Source organism: Magnetococcales bacterium, from assembly GCA_015228935.1.
In the GTDB taxonomy this organism is placed as follows: Bacteria; Pseudomonadota; Magnetococcia; order Magnetococcales; family DC0425bin3; genus HA3dbin3.
Genome location: JADGCO010000087.1, coordinates 1 through 17,248 on the forward strand (window position 1 = coordinate 1; position 17,248 = coordinate 17,248).

17 protein-coding genes are annotated in these 17,248 nt (G+C 55.2%); 3 read left to right on the forward strand and 14 right to left on the reverse strand.

The annotated features are described in order from the left end of the window. Positions 1-319: 319 nt before the first annotated feature. Complete coding sequence (locus tag HQL65_16280; protein MBF0137788.1) at positions 320-1,420, reverse strand: hypothetical protein; 1,101 nt, start codon at positions 1,418-1,420, stop codon at positions 320-322. Between the two features lie 37 nt (positions 1,421-1,457). Next, on the reverse strand, positions 1,458-2,069 hold the full coding sequence (locus tag HQL65_16285) for a lytic transglycosylase domain-containing protein (GenBank protein ID MBF0137789.1): 612 nt from the start codon (positions 2,067-2,069) through the stop codon (positions 1,458-1,460). A 544-nt stretch (positions 2,070-2,613) separates the two neighbouring features. Between HQL65_16285 and HQL65_16290 the strand changes: the two genes are divergently transcribed. Beyond that, complete coding sequence (locus HQL65_16290; protein ID MBF0137790.1) at positions 2,614-3,903, forward strand: ammonium transporter; 1,290 nt, start codon at positions 2,614-2,616, stop codon at positions 3,901-3,903. Between the two features lie 17 nt (positions 3,904-3,920). On the opposite strand, the gene HQL65_16295 is transcribed toward HQL65_16290, so the two are convergent. The 9 genes from HQL65_16295 to pyrR all read right to left on the reverse strand — a co-directional run bounded on the left by HQL65_16295 (position 3,921) and on the right by pyrR (position 15,148). Continuing rightward, positions 3,921-4,964 (reverse strand): hypothetical protein, encoded by a 1,044-nt coding sequence (locus HQL65_16295; GenBank protein MBF0137791.1) that lies wholly within the window; start codon positions 4,962-4,964, stop codon positions 3,921-3,923. Beyond that, on the reverse strand, positions 4,961-6,808 hold the full coding sequence (locus HQL65_16300; GenBank protein MBF0137792.1) for an anion permease: 1,848 nt from the start codon (positions 6,806-6,808) through the stop codon (positions 4,961-4,963). Before HQL65_16300 ends, HQL65_16295 begins: the two co-directional genes overlap by 4 nt. 144 nt (positions 6,809-6,952) lie before the next feature. Next, positions 6,953-8,392 (reverse strand): alkaline phosphatase, encoded by a 1,440-nt coding sequence (locus HQL65_16305; GenBank protein ID MBF0137793.1) that lies wholly within the window; start codon positions 8,390-8,392, stop codon positions 6,953-6,955. Between the two features lie 408 nt (positions 8,393-8,800). Next, positions 8,801-9,007 carry a hypothetical protein gene (locus tag HQL65_16310; GenBank protein ID MBF0137794.1) on the reverse strand — a complete coding sequence of 69 codons (207 nt, stop codon included), beginning with the start codon at positions 9,005-9,007 and terminating at the stop codon, positions 8,801-8,803. Between the two features lie 88 nt (positions 9,008-9,095). Further along, complete coding sequence (locus tag HQL65_16315) at positions 9,096-11,177, reverse strand: elongation factor G (GenBank protein MBF0137795.1); 2,082 nt, start codon at positions 11,175-11,177, stop codon at positions 9,096-9,098. Between the two features lie 54 nt (positions 11,178-11,231). After that, positions 11,232-12,251 (reverse strand): dihydroorotate dehydrogenase electron transfer subunit, encoded by a 1,020-nt coding sequence (locus HQL65_16320; protein MBF0137796.1) that lies wholly within the window; start codon positions 12,249-12,251, stop codon positions 11,232-11,234. 6 nt (positions 12,252-12,257) lie between these two features. Continuing rightward, entirely contained in the window at positions 12,258-13,550 is a 1,293-nt protein-coding gene (locus tag HQL65_16325) for a dihydroorotase (GenBank protein ID MBF0137797.1), read from the reverse strand. Further along, positions 13,547-14,560: an aspartate carbamoyltransferase catalytic subunit gene (locus HQL65_16330; protein ID MBF0137798.1), complete on the reverse strand. Its 1,014-nt coding sequence runs from the start codon at positions 14,558-14,560 to the stop codon at positions 13,547-13,549. The genes HQL65_16325 and HQL65_16330 overlap by 4 nt, the downstream gene beginning before the upstream one ends. Before the next feature lie 45 nt (positions 14,561-14,605). After that, positions 14,606-15,148, reverse strand: a complete 543-nt coding sequence (pyrR, locus tag HQL65_16335) for a bifunctional pyr operon transcriptional regulator/uracil phosphoribosyltransferase PyrR (protein ID MBF0137799.1) — start codon at positions 15,146-15,148, stop codon at positions 14,606-14,608. Between the two features lie 578 nt (positions 15,149-15,726). Here pyrR and HQL65_16340 point away from each other — a divergent pair. Both HQL65_16340 and HQL65_16345 read left to right on the forward strand, forming a co-directional pair. Next, the gene (locus tag HQL65_16340) at positions 15,727-16,014 is read left to right on the forward strand and encodes a type II toxin-antitoxin system RelE/ParE family toxin (protein ID MBF0137800.1); all 288 of its coding nucleotides are present in this window, start codon (positions 15,727-15,729) and stop codon (positions 16,012-16,014) included. Positions 16,015-16,017: 3 nt separating this feature from the next. Further along, entirely contained in the window at positions 16,018-16,308 is a 291-nt protein-coding gene (locus tag HQL65_16345) for a HigA family addiction module antidote protein (GenBank protein MBF0137801.1), read from the forward strand. Between the two features lie 120 nt (positions 16,309-16,428). Here HQL65_16345 and HQL65_16350 read toward each other — a convergent pair whose 3' ends face one another. The 3 genes from HQL65_16350 to HQL65_16360 form a co-directional block, all read right to left on the reverse strand. Further along, positions 16,429-16,836 carry a hypothetical protein gene (locus tag HQL65_16350; protein MBF0137802.1) on the reverse strand — a complete coding sequence of 136 codons (408 nt, stop codon included), beginning with the start codon at positions 16,834-16,836 and terminating at the stop codon, positions 16,429-16,431. Then, positions 16,790-16,954 carry a hypothetical protein gene (locus tag HQL65_16355; protein ID MBF0137803.1) on the reverse strand — a complete coding sequence of 55 codons (165 nt, stop codon included), beginning with the start codon at positions 16,952-16,954 and terminating at the stop codon, positions 16,790-16,792. The genes HQL65_16350 and HQL65_16355 overlap by 47 nt, the downstream gene beginning before the upstream one ends. Further along, positions 16,933-17,248, reverse strand: a 316-nt coding sequence (locus tag HQL65_16360; GenBank protein MBF0137804.1) for a hypothetical protein, incomplete at its 5' end; no start/stop codon positions are given. The genes HQL65_16355 and HQL65_16360, both read right to left, overlap by 22 nt.

The following is a 17,248-nucleotide window of genomic DNA, read 5'->3' on the forward strand; positions in this document are numbered from 1 at the left end:
TTCTCGATAACTTTCTCGCAGGAGGAAAGCAGGCGGTGACGAACGATTGGGTATGCAGGCGATATACATGCGAACATGATGTCAGATTATTTATCCAATTTCAAGCAAATAAAATATATTTACATGCCTACAAAATTCCAGTCAAAAACACAGCAACAATTTGACATTTAAGCGTTTTTACCGAAACATGTCTCGGAACTTCAGTTTAAGCAAATCAACCTGTTTTTGTCTTTCAAAATCTCCCAAAGCCACCGGTCAGGTCATCAATGGACACCACCCGGAATCCAATCACTCCAGTCAGGATACTCCGGCAGATTCCTCAATTCCCCCACAACAGCAATGACAGGACCATGCCTGTCTCCAGGGCGGTTGGTCCCTGCTCTCCCACCATGCGTTCCACCAGACGCAACAGGCGACCCGTATCCTGACCTATATGTCCAACAATCGCCTGCCGCCAGGCATCGACTTTTTTCTGCCCGTAGTGAGATTGGATATAGTGTCGCCAATTGCCGGGAAAGGCATTCGGGGCTTGTTGATAGTACATATGGGCGCTGCGCACCATGTCGGCCAGTTCGGTCTGGTTGAAGCTGAGCAGCAACGAGGGAATCGCCGTAACCTTGATGTTGTCGAACGCGGCCTCCATGGTCGATCCGCACCAGCCGGCAAACGCCTCGAAAATGATGCGGGTGCGGTCGATGCGGGTACGATCCACATCACGCAGATGCCAATCCATGATCTCCTGAATCAACACCTCACTGTGCCGCTTTTCGGTATCGAAGGCCCCCCGATTGGCGCGCCAATAGGTCGTGGGGGTGTTGACATAATCGCCAAAGGCCGTACTGTAGTAAAAATCCCCGATCTCGGCCAGCAGATTGCCTGCCGCATCCAGGAATTGAATCCTGGCCCCCAGGCGTGCCCGGTCGTCGGTGCCGCCCATGATGTGGATGGGGGTGAAATCATACTCCAGACGCAACAAGGGCCGCCGAAAATCCCGGTAAACCCGCTGGGCATTGCGGCTGTCCTGATCGTCGATATAAAGCTGCCCCTCGCGAATCTGCATCACGGATGTCCGGCCATCCTTGCGCCCATGCCGGGCAACCACGACATCCTTGGTCTCCCCGCAGGCTTCCGGCAGGGGGGAGGGTGTCCAGCCGTTGCCGGGATGGATGGCATCCGGGCGGTTGAAATCATCCTGGAAAATCACGTCGTCGCCCAGGGCCGCAGCAGGCAGACACCACACCAGAAAAACCAACAAAAGAAAGTGAAAAACCCTGATCACAGTGTCATCATTCAGAACCCCTTGCAAAAAGCGACAGTTCATCACCCGGCGACGAATCGGGGTCCAGGGGGCTGGCTCCCTGGCAGGTCCAGGACGGAGTCCTGGTGGGGTTCGGGGCGAAGCCCTGATCAAGGCTTTCATATCCAGGCTTTTCTTGAAAGGGTGCTGAATGGTCACATCACAGTTTGTCGCGGTAGAGTTTGTAAAAATGCAGGACCCGGGTGACATATTGTTTGGTTTCCTCATAGGGAGGAACCTGGTTGCCATACCGCTTGACCGCATTTTCACCGGCATTGTAGGCGGCGAGGGAGAGATGGAGATTGTTGTTGAACAGTCGCAACAGGTCTCGCAGGTAGCGACTGCCGCCGTCAATGTTCGATTCCGGATCACGGCGGTTGCGCACGCCATAGCGGCTGGCGGTTTCCGGCATCAGTTGCATCAACCCGACCGCTCCCTTGGGAGAGATGGCATCGGGATCATAACTCGATTCGGCCCGGATGACGGCATGCACCAGGGCTTCGTCCAGATCGTAGCGTGACGCCGCCGCCCGGATCACCGTGCCATAACGTTGATTGGAGCTGGAGATATGATCATCCGGGACCATGACCCGCACCCCATCTTTTTTCTTGGGAAAACGGATCAGGAGCCGATAGCGGGGATCATCTGCCCGGTCGGTCAGGTGGATCACCCCTTTTTGGTCCACGAAGGCGAAAATATCGGCGCGGGCCGGTTGCGTACCGATGAACCAGACCGCCAGGAACCCCAGAATGGCAGTCGGGTACACCTTCATCGGGCACCTCCGCCATGCCTGGTGGGATCGGGTGTGTCCGGACGGAATTTTTCTTTTTTTCCTGGGCAACAGGTCAATCTGAACGCCCTCCCCATATATTGGTTTTTGCATTCCTTTTGACTTCTTTATAACGGATGTGAACCCATAAATCAAGAAAAACTTCAACCCTTGCCGGACAAAAACCTCCGATCCCGGTCCGTGGATTATATTTTATCAATAATTACAATTATTTGAGATTATGCCGGTGTGCATATGATCATATTTTATGCAAATCAGGTCGGGAAAGATTATTTCTTTTGCATATTGCCCAATATTTATGCAGAAGCTGCGTCAGCGGCAGGCTGTTTTCAGTAGCCTTTTTTGATGTATTTGTTCTATTACAAATATTTATAAATTATGGATTCTTTTTTGCCATGGGCAGTCGGATTGCCTGAATCAGGGGCCGCAGGGGACGGATTGCTGTGCGAATCATCAATCAGGATTGCGAGGGAGCGACATGCGCATGGGATTGGGTGGCAAAATATTTTTTTGGGGCTTGATCGGCATGATTCTCGGTACGCCTTTTTTGGTGTGGGCTGATACCGGGGCTGTCATGAATTCGGCCAATACGGCCTGGATTCTCACCACCACGACGCTCGTGCTGTTCATGACCCTGCCGGGCCTGGCCCTGTTTTATGGGGGTCTGGTTCGCTCCAAGAACGTTTTGTCGCTGCTCATGCAGTGCATGGCCATCACCTGTCTGGTTTCCGTGTTGTGGCTCATGGGGGTATACAGCCTGGCATTTGGCGATGGAGGGGTGTTGCAGGGTTTCTGGGGTGGTCTGGACAAGGCCTTCATGGCCGGAATCGGCGTCAACACCCTGAAAGGGGATTTGCCGGAAACGGTATTTTCCCTGTTCCAGATGACCTTCGCCATCATCACTCCGGCTCTTGTGGTGGGCGGCTTTGCCGAGCGGGTCAAATTTTCCGCCGTGGTCTGGTTTACCATCCTGTGGATGGTCTTTGTCTATGGGCCGCTGTGTCATTGGGTCTGGGGCGGCGGGTGGTTGCAAACCCTGGGCGTGATGGATTTTGCCGGCGGCACGGTGGTTCATATCAATGCCGGGGTGGCTTCCCTGGTGGCGGCCTTGATGCTGGGGGCACGCAAGGGATTTCCGCATACGTTGATCATGCCGCACAACATGACCATGACTTTTACGGGTGCAGCCATGTTGTGGGTGGGATGGTACGGGTTCAACGGTGGCAGTGCCCTGGCCGCGAATGGCTCGGCGGGCATGGCCATTCTGGTCACCCACATGGCAGCGGCGGCAGGTGCCATGGCCTGGATCGGCATGGAGTGGTATCGACATGGCAAACCCAGTGTGCTGGGGATTGTCACCGGCATGGTGGCCGGGTTGGGCACCATCACACCGGCTTCGGGGTTTGTCGGTCCCATGGGAGCGGTTGTCATTGGTTTGCTCGCTGGTGTGGTCTGCTACTTTGCCACCATGACTCTCAAACAAAAATTGAAAATTGACGACAGCCTGGATGTGTTTCCCGTCCATGGGGTGGGCGGCATCATGGGAACCTTGTTGACGGGCGTCTTTGCCGCTCCCGCCCTGGGTGGCCTGGGATATTCAGGGGGTGCCGGAGGTGGCATGGGCAAGCAACTTTTCGTCCAGGGAGTGGCCGTGGTGGTCTCCATCCTCTGGAGCGGATTGTTGACCTACGCGATATTCAAGGTGCTGGACAAGGTGCTGGGTGTGCGCGTGACCCGGGATCAGGAGTCCGAAGGGTTGGATCTGGTTCTGCACGATGAAAAAGGCTACAACATGATGGAATACGGCCCACAATAAAATGCATGTATGCCATTTCATTCATAATATTTATGAATGGCGCGGGCTGCTGCTTCGTAGATTTGCGGCAGATCGATATGCCGGGAACGGATCAACGCCCCGCGCATGGAGACGACAAACTGGGTTGTCGAGTGAAATGGGAGCTGTTGTGGCTGTTTGTGGTATTCGGCAATTTCCAACGCCAGTCTTGCTGCCACTTCGCCCTGTTCGAAAGGCGAGGTGCCAATGGCCAACATGCCGCCATCTTCGGCGAAAAAGGCATTGGTGCCGATTACCGGCACTGGTGAGTGGCTCTCTGTCCAGGCGATCAATTCGCTGGCCGGTACCAGATCGGTGCCATCGGCTGTGCGTCTGACCTTGCGATAGTTCGAGGTGATCAAAAAATCCACCTTGCCGGCAGCATTCAAGACTGCCTGTTGCCATTCATCGAGGGTATTGACCAGCCTGGATTCCAATACCCGTGTGGGTTTCATGTCATAGGTGCGGAAAAATTTTTCGTCACCGATCACGGTCTCCGAACGGTCGCCGATAAACTGGATGGTCAATGGGAGGCTTATGTTGTTGCGTTGGGCAATGATTTGCAGGGTCTCCTTGAGAGCCTCCAGAGGCAATCGTTCCAGGATACCTGTGACATTGCCGGCCTTGTCGAAGCCATAGGCCTCGGGTTCATTATTGACACCGGCGAAAACGATTTTGATCGTGGGATGGTTGATGAAGTTGCGGGTCACAAATTGTTGGGCATCGTCATCCACGGCAATGATGACATCGGGTGGTGATGACATGAGCATGCGTTGCATCGATTTTCCGGCGTTGATTTTATAGTTCAACCACGGGTGGCGTTTGGTGTCGAGGTAATACCAGCGCACAATATTGTCCCGATGACTGTCCAATACTCGGGTGATTCCCATATTGACGTCCCTGACCCAGGAGTAGGACTTGTCATAACTGTGCAATATGAAGATGCGGGGCTTGCTGATGTTGAACCAGGTGAACAAACTGATCGATCCAACAAGAAAGACGCCAATCAGCAGACCTTGCAGACGAATCACGGTGGATTTCATAACAAACCAAAGGCTTTCCAGAAGGGAATGGACGCAAAGATGGCGACCAGCCGGAAAATGTTCATCAGGGCATTGTAATAGAGAAAAGTTTTTTCCTGATAGAGTGGATTGAACCGGTTGGCAGACTGCAATTGCAGATAATAGGAGCATTGGTAGGGCAGAAACCAGATTTCTCCCAGAATCAGGATGATGAAGCCGACCACCCAGGGGCTGACCCCATAGATTTCCGCCAGGGGCATGAGCAGGGTTGCCAGGGTTACAATTGTCACGCTGATGGGAACGATCAGACGGACCACGGAAATGACGCCAAATAAAATGAGGACGAATATTTCAAAACTGTCGCGCATATGAACACCCAGACTTGGCAGTGCCGTCGCCAGTTTGTGGTCAATGCCGAGATAATTGAATGCGCTGACGATGCCGGTCAATCCGCTCAGGTAGAGAAGAAACGGCCAATCGACTTTTTCGGTCAACTCTTTTTTTCTGAGCGAACCAAACATGAGAAGACTGAAAAGAATGGCCATTCCCACCCAGGTTGCCGGGACCTGGTGGTACGAGGCGGTCATCATGCCCATGATGAACACGACAATACCCAGCGTGGCTGCCCACTCACGTTGTTTCATGTTGCCCAGGAGTTTGAGTTGTTCTGCCACCCGTGTCTTGTCCAGTTGTGCCACTTCCCGGCTGCGAAACATCAAGATGGTGATGACGACATGGGCCAGCAGCAACACCAGGGCAAACACACTTGCTGCCACGACCCATTTGAATCCCTGAAACTGATCCTGGGCCTGTGCCGGCAGGAGACCGAACACGGCAAAGTTGACGGATTTGCTGCTGATGAAGATGGCGGAAAGCAGGCTGATACCGGCAAAAGCACTGACCACCAACTGGGTGGCGGCCTGGCGTTGAGGTGTGAAGCGCAGGTTTTGCACCATATCGGCACAAAAAGGGGTGACCAGGGCCAAGCGTCCATTGATGGAGGGGATCAACGGGGTCAGGAACAGTCCGACCATGGCTATACCGAAATTGTGCCAAAATCGGGAGTTGGGTAGATAATACAATAACAACAGCATTCCACGATAGCTGAGTCCGGAGGTGACGATGACGGAACCAAGGCCAAGGATGCTCATGGCCATGAGAAAACTGTCCGAGGTGAACCCCACCAGGACGATATTGGCGGGTACCAGCCCGGAAATCAGGATTGCCGTGACCGCAAACAAGCCGGGAATGTAATCATCGACCAGGGAAAAGACCCACATGACGACTGTGGCGGAGAAAATGGCCAGAAACAAATTGATACCGGGTTCCAGATGCGTGTATTGACCAGTCGTCAGAACCACAAGTGGCAAAATAATGGTGAGCAGCCAGCCGATGAGGTCCAGAATATTCCCATCTTTTTCTTTTTCTTTTTCAGCTTCAATTTTCGTCTCATGGACGCTTTGTGTCTTGAGTTTACGGCCACTCAGACACCGCATGAGAGACAATTCAAATTCGGTTTTCAAATCGGCATGAGCGGCGATCAGATCATGCACTGTCCGGCGTGGCACATACAACAATTTGACAGGAGTTTCGGCTACGGCATCAAAAAAATAGCTGTCAAAATCCGTGCCGCACTCTTCTCCGAAACGGGTCATGATGATGGGAGAAACCGTGCCATCGGGATTTTTCAGGCGAACGACACCCGAGACCAGGAGAAAAAGCCCGTCAGCCGGCGTATTGGTACGAAAAAGTGTTTCACCGCCTGCGTAGCTGCGTTCTTCAATGTAAGGCAGCATGCGTGACAAAGCCACATAGTTGCATTTTGCAAAAATCGGGTCACGCAACAACTCTTCAACAAGAGACATTCCAGAATTCATATCGGTCACAGAAAATGCGCCTTTATTTGGATCGGTTCACCAGAATGTTGCGCACGCATCAAGGGTCGGCCTGCCTCAAGAAACGAACAGGAGGCCGCAAACGGCGCACTGCACGGGATGTGGTTTGGAATTTCACTTTCCTTGCAGCAATTGGGACAGATTCTTGCCGAAGGTGGTGTTGTCCAGAAATCCTGCGAATCGTTCCGCACCCGGTCCGACGGCGAAGATGAAGGGCCAGGCATTGGTGTGTCCCGAGGTACCCCAGAACATTTGTGTGTGGCGTGCCACCATTTCGCCCAGGACATTGGTGATTGGATAGGTATGGGTGCGAGACAGGGTTTCCCGTTTGAGGATTTTTTCCCGAAGATCGGCATCCAGGGAAAAACCTGGAAAACGCCGGGCAATGATGCGATCCAGTTGTTCTCCGGTGGGTGTATCGCCCAGTTCTTCCGCGACCTTGTCCATGGATACATGTACCTGGGAAATTTTGTCGAAAACGGTGCGTGGCGGATATGTTTTGACCTTGGCACTCTCCTGGGTGACTCCCTTGGTGGCCGGAGAGAGGGAAAAGGCTCCGGTATCATGATCCGTGGTGACAATGAGCAGGGTGTCGGGATGTTTGATCTGGAAGGCGTGTGCCACCTGCACGGCCTGGTCGAAATCAAGGATGTGCAGGAGCATGTTGGCTGCATCGGAGGCATGGCCGGCGGAATCGGTCAGTTCATTTTCGATGAAGACGAAAAATCCATGGGGATTGTTATCTGCCGCAAGCAGGGTCAACATTTTATCTGTTATTTCGGTCAGGGAGGGAGTTTGTTGCGGGTCACGTTCGGTTTCCATGGGGAAATCGTCTTTGGCGAAGAGTCCCAGAATTTTGGTTCCCGAAAGTTGGGCCAGGCTCTTCCGGTCTTCGGCGTAGGCATAGCCTTCTTTGCGGAAGCGACTGATCAGATCTTGTTGATCATCTCGTTTGCCGCCTTTTTCCCTGGGCAGGAAATAGTTGCGACCACCGCCCAGAAGCATGTCAAATCCGCGTTCCGGGTACTGTTCGGCAACTTTATTGTAATCCTTGCGGTTCTTGATGTGGATTCCGGAGAAACCGGCAGGCGAGGCATCCAGGATGCTGGCATTGGAGGCGATGGCCACGGTTTTTCCCTGTCGCTTGGCCAATTCGCCCATATTTTCCAGGGGCTGCCCGGAGGCATCCACGCCCACGGAGCCGTTCCGGGTTTTGAAGCCGGTAGACATGGCGGTTGCGGCGGCGGCTGAATCGGTGACCAGGCTGTCGCTGCTGTCGTTACTCATCAGGCCAATACGCGCCGTGACCATCAGTTTATCGGTGATATGAAACCCCCGATTGTATCGATAGCGATTATATTGCCGGGCCGTTTCCAATTCTCCCGTACCGGTGCCATCGGTAAACATGATGATGATGTTTTTCGGAGTGTTGTTCGTATCCACCCTTGCTGTCTGTCCGGCGCAACCGGTCAGCAGAAGCAAACCTGTTGCAACCAAATAAGGCCAGATTTGTTTCCGATTCCAGGCATGATTCACGGCATTTTCTTTACACATGCAATTTTGGTACTCCGTGATATGACTTGTTGTCGAGTTTCTTGCAGAAAATCCAAAACGACCATCTTCGGACAACATAAAAATTTCAGGATCAACAAACTGTAAAGCCGGCAGACATGGGCTGCCTGGACTCAATGTACTCCGAATTCAATTGACCTTCCTGTCGATCTGTTTCAGGCCTTTTGCAGAAAACTCATGGTCAGCCTGGTGCATTTGACACATAAAAAAACGCACCCGTTATCTCAATGGTACCACTGGCCAGGAAATATTGCAATTCCCATCAAAAAAAAGCCACCCTCGATACTGCATGGGGTGGCCATTTTTCACCTTCTTGACCTTCAACAAGGAAGGGCAGTGAAGGTATATGTGAAAACGTGAAGCAGACGCCTTTCGAGGTGTTGTCCCGGTTCACTCCATGTCATCTTCTTCCAGGGCGCGCAGAAAGAGGGCATGAAAATCGGACCGTTCATCATCGCGACTCCGGTTGCTGCCTGGGGAGTTTTGCGGCCCCCGTCCGTGGACACCGGAAGTTTTCTGCACCACACCGCCCGGACGCTGCTGATGCGCCATGGCACCAAAAATCATGGCCATACCGGCCTGCGAGACACTCCACATTGGCTTCTCCTTCCCTTGACCTCTTCAGAGAGTTCCTCTGAAGATTCAGATCGGCATTTTTGGGAAAAGATGAAGCGAAATCTGGATATCACTCTTTGGGTTTTTTGGCTTCCAGCACCTTGCGGGCAATGTGACTGGGAACCTCCTGATAGGTGCCGATACGCATGGTGTAGAGTCCCCGTCCGGAGGTGATGGCATTGAGGACGTTACCGTAGTCCAGGACCTCGGCCATGGGGGCCTCGGCGTGTACCACCTGCACCCCGGCCCGGGAGACGACACCGGTAATCCGGCCCCGCCGGCTGTTCAGGTCGCCAATCACGTCACCGACCACTTCATCAGGCACGGTCACATCCATTTGCATGACGGGTTCCAGGATGACGGCCCCGGCCTCTTCCATTCCTTTGCGGAAGGCCATGGAACCGGCAATCCGGAAGGCATTGTCCGAGGAGTCCACCGAATGGTGGCTGCCATCGACCAGCCGCACCTTGAAATCCACCACCGGATACCCCCCCACCGTGCCGGAGGAGATCGATTCACGGATCCCTTTTTCCACCGAGGGGATGAATTGCCGGGGAATCACGCCACCCACGATGGCATCCTCAAAGACAAATCCCCCTCCGCGTGGCAGGGGAGACATTTCGATCCAGCAATCCCCGAACTGGCCGCGGCCGCCGGTCTGTTTTTTGAGGCGTCCCTGGACCCGGACGGTACGGGTGATTGTTTCCCGGTAGGGAACCCGGGGGGTTTTCAGGGTGGCCACCGCGCCAAACTTGCGCTTCAGGCGATCCAACACCACGGCCAGGTGGGTTTGTCCCATGCCGGCCAGGATCATGTCATTGGTTTCCTGGTCCCGATAGAATTGCAGGGTTGGGTCTTCTTCGGCCAGACGGTGCAGACCGGTGGAGGCTTTGTCTTCGGTCTTGGCATCCACTTCCACGGCGTAGGCCATGGGAGGATCCAGATACCTGACCCGCTCGTAGTGGATGGGGTGATCCAGGGCACACAGGGTATCCCCGGTCTGGGTCTGGGCAAGTTTGGCCACAGCTCCCATTTCCCCGGCACTGAGACGCTCCACAGGGGTCATCTCCCTGCCCATCAGTTTGAACAGCCGGCCCCCCTTTTCCTTGACGCGCCGGGTGCCGTTGTAAATTTCCTTTTCCGCTTCCAGGACGCCGGAAAAAACCCGCAACACGGAAAGCTTGCCCGAGTAGGGATCGATGGTTGTTTTGAACACCACCGCCGAGAAGGGATCCGTGGCCACAGGATTGCGAATTTCCACCTGATCCGTTTGATCGGCATGCTTGCCCGCAATGGGTTTGATGATCGCCTTGTCCGGCGGGCTTGGCATGTAGTACAGGATGCCATTGGCCAGGGCACGCACACCAATGTTGGCCTGGGCCGAACCACAAAAAACCGGCAGGATTTGGCGGGTAAGGACCAGTTCTTTCAACCCCTGGTGCAGGACCTCATCCGGCGGGGATTGCTCATCTTCCAGAAATTTTTCCAGGAGTTCGTCATCGGCTTCGACAATTTTTTCCACCAATTGTTGCCGGTAGTGTTCGGCATCGTCACGGGCGGAAGCCGGCAGGTCGATCTGGGTGAAAACACCCTCTTTGGCAGACCAGGCGGTCATGGGAATCAGGTCCACAATTCCCTGGAACGATTCACCATGACCGATGGGAATGGTCAGGGGCAGGGCTGTCACCTCCAGGACTTTTTCAATTTCGCCCAGGGTGCGGATGAAATCGGCCCGGGGTTTGTCCATTTCGTTGATGAAGCCGATGGTGGGCACCAGGGCATCATGAATCATGCTCCAGAGGCGTTCGGTTTCCGGTTTGACACCCGACTCTCCGGAAAAGAGGAGTACCGAACCTCCCACCACCGACAACACGCCCCGGGTGGCTTCGAGAAAATCGATATATCCGGGCGTATCCACCAGATTGACCAGGCAATCCCGCCAGACATACCAGGCCACATGGGGTGTGGTGGTGATCTGGCGTGCCACCTCTTCCGGTTCCGTACTCATGACCGTACTGCCCCGGTCGGTCGTACCCCGTTTGGGGATGGCTTTGGCGTTGAACAGCAGGGTCTCGGCCAGGGTTGTCTTGCCGCCGCCGCCATGGGCGACCAGGGCAACATTACGAATCATGCGATTGTCGGTGGTGGTCATCGTCCCTCCCCATGCAAAGTTCGTAAGCATCTACCGGAATGGGATGAAAGCGGGTTATTGAAAATGATCCCATGCCACATGTGCCGCATTGAAGACCGGGCCATCGATACATACCCGTTTGTAGTGCCATGCGTTTGATTTTTCTTGAATTTCATTAAAATGATTCATCTCATTCCCCTGCCCCGGCATGGGCACGATGCCTCCGGTGTTCATCTCACCCCCTGCTCCCAGAATAGGTACGGCGCACCCCGCGCATCCACCGAACCCGCACGCCATGCGGGCTTCCAGAGAGACCTCACCGGAGAGATTGAAATGTTTCAGCAGGCGGGCTGTTGCGGCCAGCATGGCGGGTGGACCACAGGCCAACACCCGCACGTCGGCCCGGCTGGCCGGGTCCATGCTCTCCAGAATGACCCTGGCCAGATCGGTGACGAATCCTCGATAAAATCCTGGGGTTGGTCGCCCGGCAGCCAGGCGGCTGACAACGCCCAATTGTTCCAAATGCCGCAGGGCCAAAAGGGCCGTATCCTGGGTGGTGGCACCCGGCGGGTGGGTTGCATCGGGAATGGTGGCACCCGGCAGGTGGGTTGAAATGGGGTGTTGTGCGGGTATGGTGGCAAAGGGAGGTGTACTCTCCGTACCCAGGAGCAAAGTCACCCGGGCACCGGCGGCGTTGGCACGCCGCGCCAAAAAATCCAAAGGAGCCAAACCAACCCCACCGGCCAGCATCAGAACGGGCGTTGCAGGGGGAATGGGGGAAAATGGCCGGCCTGTCGGGCCGGCCAGAGAGACGGCATCGCCGGTTCGCCAGGTGGCCATATGCGCCGTTCCCTGTCCAACCACCCGGTAGAGCAAGTCCAGGGTTCCTGTTGTCGGATTGGCATCGAGGATGGAAAAAGGACGGGGCAGGGTCAGGGATGCATGACACAGCAGATGAACGAACTGACCCGGCTGGGCTGTGGCAGCCAAGTCAGGCACCACGATCCGCAGCAGGCCCTGTTGATCGGCAAGAATTCGATTGGACAGGATGGTGGCCTGTCGGTGTTGAATGCCAGGAGGTTCCGGACCGGACATCCGCTGTCAATCTCCATCCCGATGGACAATCCGTCCGGCCAGGATGGTATATTTGACCCGCCCGACGACCCGTCGCCCGTGGAAACAGGTATTGCGGGCCATGCCGTGCAGACGGGAGGCATCGACACTCCAGGCTTCAGTGTTGTCGAACAAAACCAGATCGGCAGGGGCTTCCACAGCCAGGGTACCCCGGTTGATGCCGAGCAGTCGGGACGGATTGCAGGTAAGTGTCGCCAAGGCTCCCATCAAGGTCAGGACACCATCCCGGACCAGTTCCAGGGTAATGGGCAGGAGGGTTTCCAGCCCGACCACGCCGTTGGCGGCCTGGCAGAAGGGAACCCGTTTGCTGTCCAGGTCATGTGGGGCGTGATCCGAGGCAATGACGCCGATGATGCCTTGGGCCAGTCCTTCCCGGAGGGCCAGGCGGTCTGCCTCGCCACGGAGCGGGGGAGACATTTTGGCGTCGGTGTCATAGTCCCCGACGGCGACATCGGTCAGGGCGAGATGATGGGGCGTGGCTTCGCAGGAGACGGGCAGACCTTGTTGGCGTGCCCTGGCCACAGCCTGGACGGCTCCCCGGGAAGAGATGTGGGCCACATGGTACCGTCCTCCGGTCAGTCCCACCAGGCGGATATCCCGATCCACAATGATCTCTTCGGACTCGGTGGGGATGCCAGGCAGGCCCAGACGGCTGGCCACCACCCCTTCGTTCATGCACCCCTGGGCCGTGAGACCCATGTCTTCGGCATGTTGAATGAGGAGGGCATCGAAGGCTCGGGAATAATCGAGGGCCTTGCGCATGACGCCGCTGTCCATGACCGCGTGTCCGTCATCGGAGAAGGCCACACACCCGGCCATTTGCAGGAGTCCCATTTCGGTCAGGGTTTTGCCTTGCAACCCGCGGGTCAGGGCACCAATCGGAAAAACGTTGGCATAACCGGCGGCCCGTGCTTTTTCGAGGACATATCCCACCACACTGGGATCATCCATGACCGGTTGGGTATTGGCCATGGCCGCCACCGAGGTGACCCCACCTGCGGCGGCGGTGCGGGTACCGCTGGCGATGGTCTCCTTGAATTCAAAACCCGGTTCACGCAGATGCACATGCATGTCCACGAGACCCGGCGCGACGACCAGGCCATCGGCATCCAGGACGGGGCAGCCGGCAGGCGGATCGAGGCGACCGATGGCCTGAATTTTTCCCCGGGCCAGCAGAATATCGGCGGTTGCATCGAACTTGCAGGCCGGGTCGATGACCCGTCCTCCCTTGATGAAAAAGAGATCACTCTCTGGACTCATGGGAACGGCCCTTTCTCGTCTGGTGCGGAGGCCACCGACTCTTTTTCGACGGTGACGCGACCACTACAGAGGCGGTACAACACGGCCATGCGGATGGCGAGACCGTTGGCCACCTGATCCAGAATGACGGTTCGTTCCGGATCGTCGGTCAGTTCCGAGGAAATTTCCACGCCCCGATTGACGGGACCGGGATGCATGACCAGGGCACCCGGTGCGGCATGGGCCAGGCGACGCCGGTTCAGGCCCCAGAATTTGAAATATTCCCGAATGCTGGGGATGAAGGCGGTATGCATTCTTTCCAGTTGCAGACGCAGCACCATGACCACCTGGGCATCGGCCAGACCCTGGTCCAGATCATGAAAGACCCGGGCACCCAGGGCCTCTTCGGCAAAACGGGGCATGAGGGTGGGCGGACCGACCAGTCGGACCTGGGCACCCATGGTGCGCAGACCGATGGCATTGGAACGCGCCACGCGCGAATGCAGGACATCGCCGCAAATAGCCACCACCAGACCTTCAAAATTTTTCCGGTTCAGGCGGTGCAGGTTGTCTTCGATGGTCAGCATGTCCAGCAGGGATTGGGTCGGGTGTTCGTGGCCGCCATCGCCGGCGTTGACCACGGCGGTATCCATGTGGCGGGCGAGAAAGGCGTGGACACCGGGTTCGGCATGGCGTACCACCACCACATCGGGATTCATGGCTTGCAGGGTGATCATGGTGTCGATCAACGTCTCGCCCTTGGCCACGGAGCTGGAGGCCACGGAAATATTGATCACATCTGCCGACATGCGTTTGCCGGCCAACTCGAAGGAGGTGCGGGTACGGGTGGAATTTTCAAAAAAAAGATTGATGACGGTCTTGCCACGCAGGGTGGGGACCTTTTTGATGTCGCGGTAATTGATCTCCCGTATGGAGGCTGCCGTTTCCAGAATCTGGGTAATGTCTTCCCGGCTCAATTCGGCCATGCCCAGGAGATGTTTGCGTTTCAGTGCCGATCTTTTTGCAGTCATGTCATCCTTGCGAGGTATGGGGGGCAGGACCGGCATCATACCGGGTTACGCACGCAGCCGTCTGACCACGACAAATTTTCCAGGTTCTTGCTCGACCAGTTTGATGCTTTCGCGGCGTTCCGTCTCCAGAATTTTTGCCACATAGTCGGGCTGGATCGGGAGTTGCCGATGGCCACGATCCACCAGGACCGCCAGATTGACAATTTCGGGGCGGCCAAAATCGAACAGTGCATTCAGGGCAGCCCGGATGGTACGACCTGTGAACAGGATATCATCCACCAAAATGATGCGTTTGTCATCGATATCCATGGCCAGATCGGTGGCACCGACCAGGGGATTGGGTCCCACGGTGTCCAGATCGTCCCGGTAGAAGGTGATATCCAGGTAACCGATGGGGAAGGTCATGCCCCGCAACTCGGACAGCCGGTCACGCAGCAGGCGGGCCACCATGGCTCCTCCCCGACGGATACCGACCACCACCCGTTTCTGGGGCTGGGTGATGTCCGCATGGAGGCGCTGGGCCATTTGATCGATGGCCTGCCGTACCTCGTCGGCTGTCATGACAATTTCTTCACGCAGATGGGACATGCTCAGGTGTCCATTCCGGTTGATGGGTCCAGGGAATCCGGCTTTGTTTGTCGCCGATTTTGCTCTTTGATGCAAGCAAAACCCAATTTGATCGACGGGCACGAAGACGTGACGAAAATGCATCGCCTTCATTGCACAACGGGGGTGTATTGTGGATCAGAGTCGTTCCGGGCGCAAGGCAGGGGTTTGGAAAACATCCCCCAGCGATGTGGCATCCAGGACATTTTCTGTCCACATATCGAGCATTTCCAGATTGGCACCGGCCAATCTGGTATGGACCTATTCGGGTACGGGACCGAATCAGCCACCATTTCCGGATGGGAAAAGAGGCGGTGGTGATGGAATCATCATCGTCGATCATGCCCGGCATCGTACCTCATTGCCGGGAACACGCACAGGGCAATCCCATCAATATGAAATCAGATGCAAAGCGACATTTCCCCGCTCTGATTTCAGGTGATTAACATCCTGCTTGACGGAGGCAATTCCGGCCAAGTTTTTTTGCAGCATTGTTTCCATGGCTTCATTGCCATTGATTCGAAGTTGCCACAATACGCACCGTATCGTATATTATGACCATGATTCAATCATGGCGCAATGCCCTGACCCGCAAGGTATGGGATGGTAAAAAGCCCAATCAATTGCGTGGGGTTGATTTGGATACCGCAATTGATTTGTTGCTGGCCTTGAATGTGGCCAAGTCCCTGAACGACCTGAGTCCGTTGGTTAGCGTCGGATTGCACAAATTGAAGGGTGATCGTGAAAATCAATGGGCCATGACCATCAATGGTCCTTGGCGGATCTGCTTTGAATTCCGAAATGGCCATGCCTACCTGGTCGAAATTACCAACTATCACAAGAGATGAATCATGCCTCCCATTGCCCACCCAGGTCGTTTGTTGAAACGGGAATTGGCAGCACGTCATACGAGCGCCCACCGGCTGGCCATGGAACTGGGTGTACCTGCCGGGCGCATTTCCGATATTCTGAATAACCGCCGTAGAATCAGTGCGGATACGGCGGTCCGGCTTGGTCTTTATTTTGGCAATGGAGCCCGGTTTTGGATTGACCTGCAAAGTCAATACGACATTGCCATCATAGAACGCGACCACGGCGAGGAAATTGCCCGTCAGGTGCATCCCGCAATGACAGTCGTTTGACCTTCAAGACTCATGAAAAATAAATGAGGTACACCATGATTCAAACCATCGAGGCTGTTTGTGTCAACGGTGAAATCAAACCCCTGGAATCAATCGCATTTGATGAAACGGAACATTTGCTCATCTTGCGTTTGCCAAAAGAGATATTTCCCCTGACGACTCGATGTGTTCGTGGGACCATGAAGGGCATGTTGTCCAGTGTCGATGGGTTCCTTGCTGCCAAAGATGCGGAAATCGCACTGGAAAATCGACGATAAAAGGCTGCTTGCTGGATGCCTGCGCCCCATTGGCATTGTTGAATGGATGAACCAGGTGCTTCTGCTGTTTTTGCACCACCTTCGTCACCACGGCCACCACATCCATGGCCGAAAGCCCTTTTCGGTCCTGGGTTGCCAGCAGGTCCGGCACATCCTCTGCGACAAACCCGACATGTTTTTCCGCCGGGTCTCTTTTGTAGGCAAAGGTGGCCGGATTCAGCAGCCTATTGCCTGTCCCGTCCCTGGAAAACATCCTCCAGCGCTGTGGCATCCAGGAAATTTTCTGTCCACATATCCAGCGTTTCCAGGGTGGCACTGGTCAATCTGGCATGGACCCATTCGGGTACGGGACCGAAACGGCGTTGAATCAACAAAAGCAGAGTGCGCATCTCCCCCTTGAGAATGCCATTTTTTCGCCGATCAGGATGCCGTTTTTTTCGCCGTTTTTTTCGCCGATCAGAATACCGTTTTTTTCGCCGATCAGGATGCCCCTCTGCTCGATATCCTTTTCCCATTGGTCAATATAATTTGTCAGCATGACGACAACCTCCTCAAGCTCAACAGGCACAGGTGGGCGGGGGTCTTTTTCCTTGACTCGTTCCAGAGCCACGACCAACAGTTCCCGGAACAGACGTTTTACGGGTGGACCATCTGGATGCCTGTCAAACCAGACGACCAGGTCA

What these genes read in the sequence shown, in the direction of transcription:
- HQL65_16295 (MBF0137791.1), bottom strand. Translation starts at nt 4,964, where the DNA reads ATGAAATCCACCGTGATTCGTCTGCAAGGTCTGCTGATTGGCGTCTTT.
- HQL65_16350 (MBF0137802.1), bottom strand. Translation starts at nt 16,836, where the DNA reads ATGCCACAGCGCTGGAGGATGTTTTCCAGGGACGGGACAGGCAATAGG.
- HQL65_16330 (MBF0137798.1), bottom strand. Translation starts at nt 14,560, where the DNA reads ATGACTGCAAAAAGATCGGCACTGAAACGCAAACATCTCCTGGGCATG.
- HQL65_16305 (MBF0137793.1), bottom strand. Translation starts at nt 8,392, where the DNA reads ATGTGTAAAGAAAATGCCGTGAATCATGCCTGGAATCGGAAACAAATC.
- pyrR (MBF0137799.1), bottom strand. Translation starts at nt 15,148, where the DNA reads ATGTCCCATCTGCGTGAAGAAATTGTCATGACAGCCGACGAGGTACGG.
- HQL65_16310 (MBF0137794.1), bottom strand. Translation starts at nt 9,007, where the DNA reads ATGTGGAGTGTCTCGCAGGCCGGTATGGCCATGATTTTTGGTGCCATG.
- HQL65_16345 (MBF0137801.1), top strand. Translation starts at nt 16,018, where the DNA reads ATGCCTCCCATTGCCCACCCAGGTCGTTTGTTGAAACGGGAATTGGCA.
- HQL65_16340 (MBF0137800.1), top strand. Translation starts at nt 15,727, where the DNA reads ATGATTCAATCATGGCGCAATGCCCTGACCCGCAAGGTATGGGATGGT.
- HQL65_16320 (MBF0137796.1), bottom strand. Translation starts at nt 12,251, where the DNA reads ATGTCCGGTCCGGAACCTCCTGGCATTCAACACCGACAGGCCACCATC.
- HQL65_16285 (MBF0137789.1), bottom strand. Translation starts at nt 2,069, where the DNA reads ATGAAGGTGTACCCGACTGCCATTCTGGGGTTCCTGGCGGTCTGGTTC.
- HQL65_16325 (MBF0137797.1), bottom strand. Translation starts at nt 13,550, where the DNA reads ATGAGTCCAGAGAGTGATCTCTTTTTCATCAAGGGAGGACGGGTCATC.
- HQL65_16300 (MBF0137792.1), bottom strand. Translation starts at nt 6,808, where the DNA reads ATGTCTCTTGTTGAAGAGTTGTTGCGTGACCCGATTTTTGCAAAATGC.
- HQL65_16355 (MBF0137803.1), bottom strand. Translation starts at nt 16,954, where the DNA reads ATGCGCACTCTGCTTTTGTTGATTCAACGCCGTTTCGGTCCCGTACCC.
- HQL65_16280 (MBF0137788.1), bottom strand. Translation starts at nt 1,420, where the DNA reads ATGAAAGCCTTGATCAGGGCTTCGCCCCGAACCCCACCAGGACTCCGT.
- HQL65_16315 (MBF0137795.1), bottom strand. Translation starts at nt 11,177, where the DNA reads ATGACCACCACCGACAATCGCATGATTCGTAATGTTGCCCTGGTCGCC.
- HQL65_16290 (MBF0137790.1), top strand. Translation starts at nt 2,614, where the DNA reads ATGATTCTCGGTACGCCTTTTTTGGTGTGGGCTGATACCGGGGCTGTC.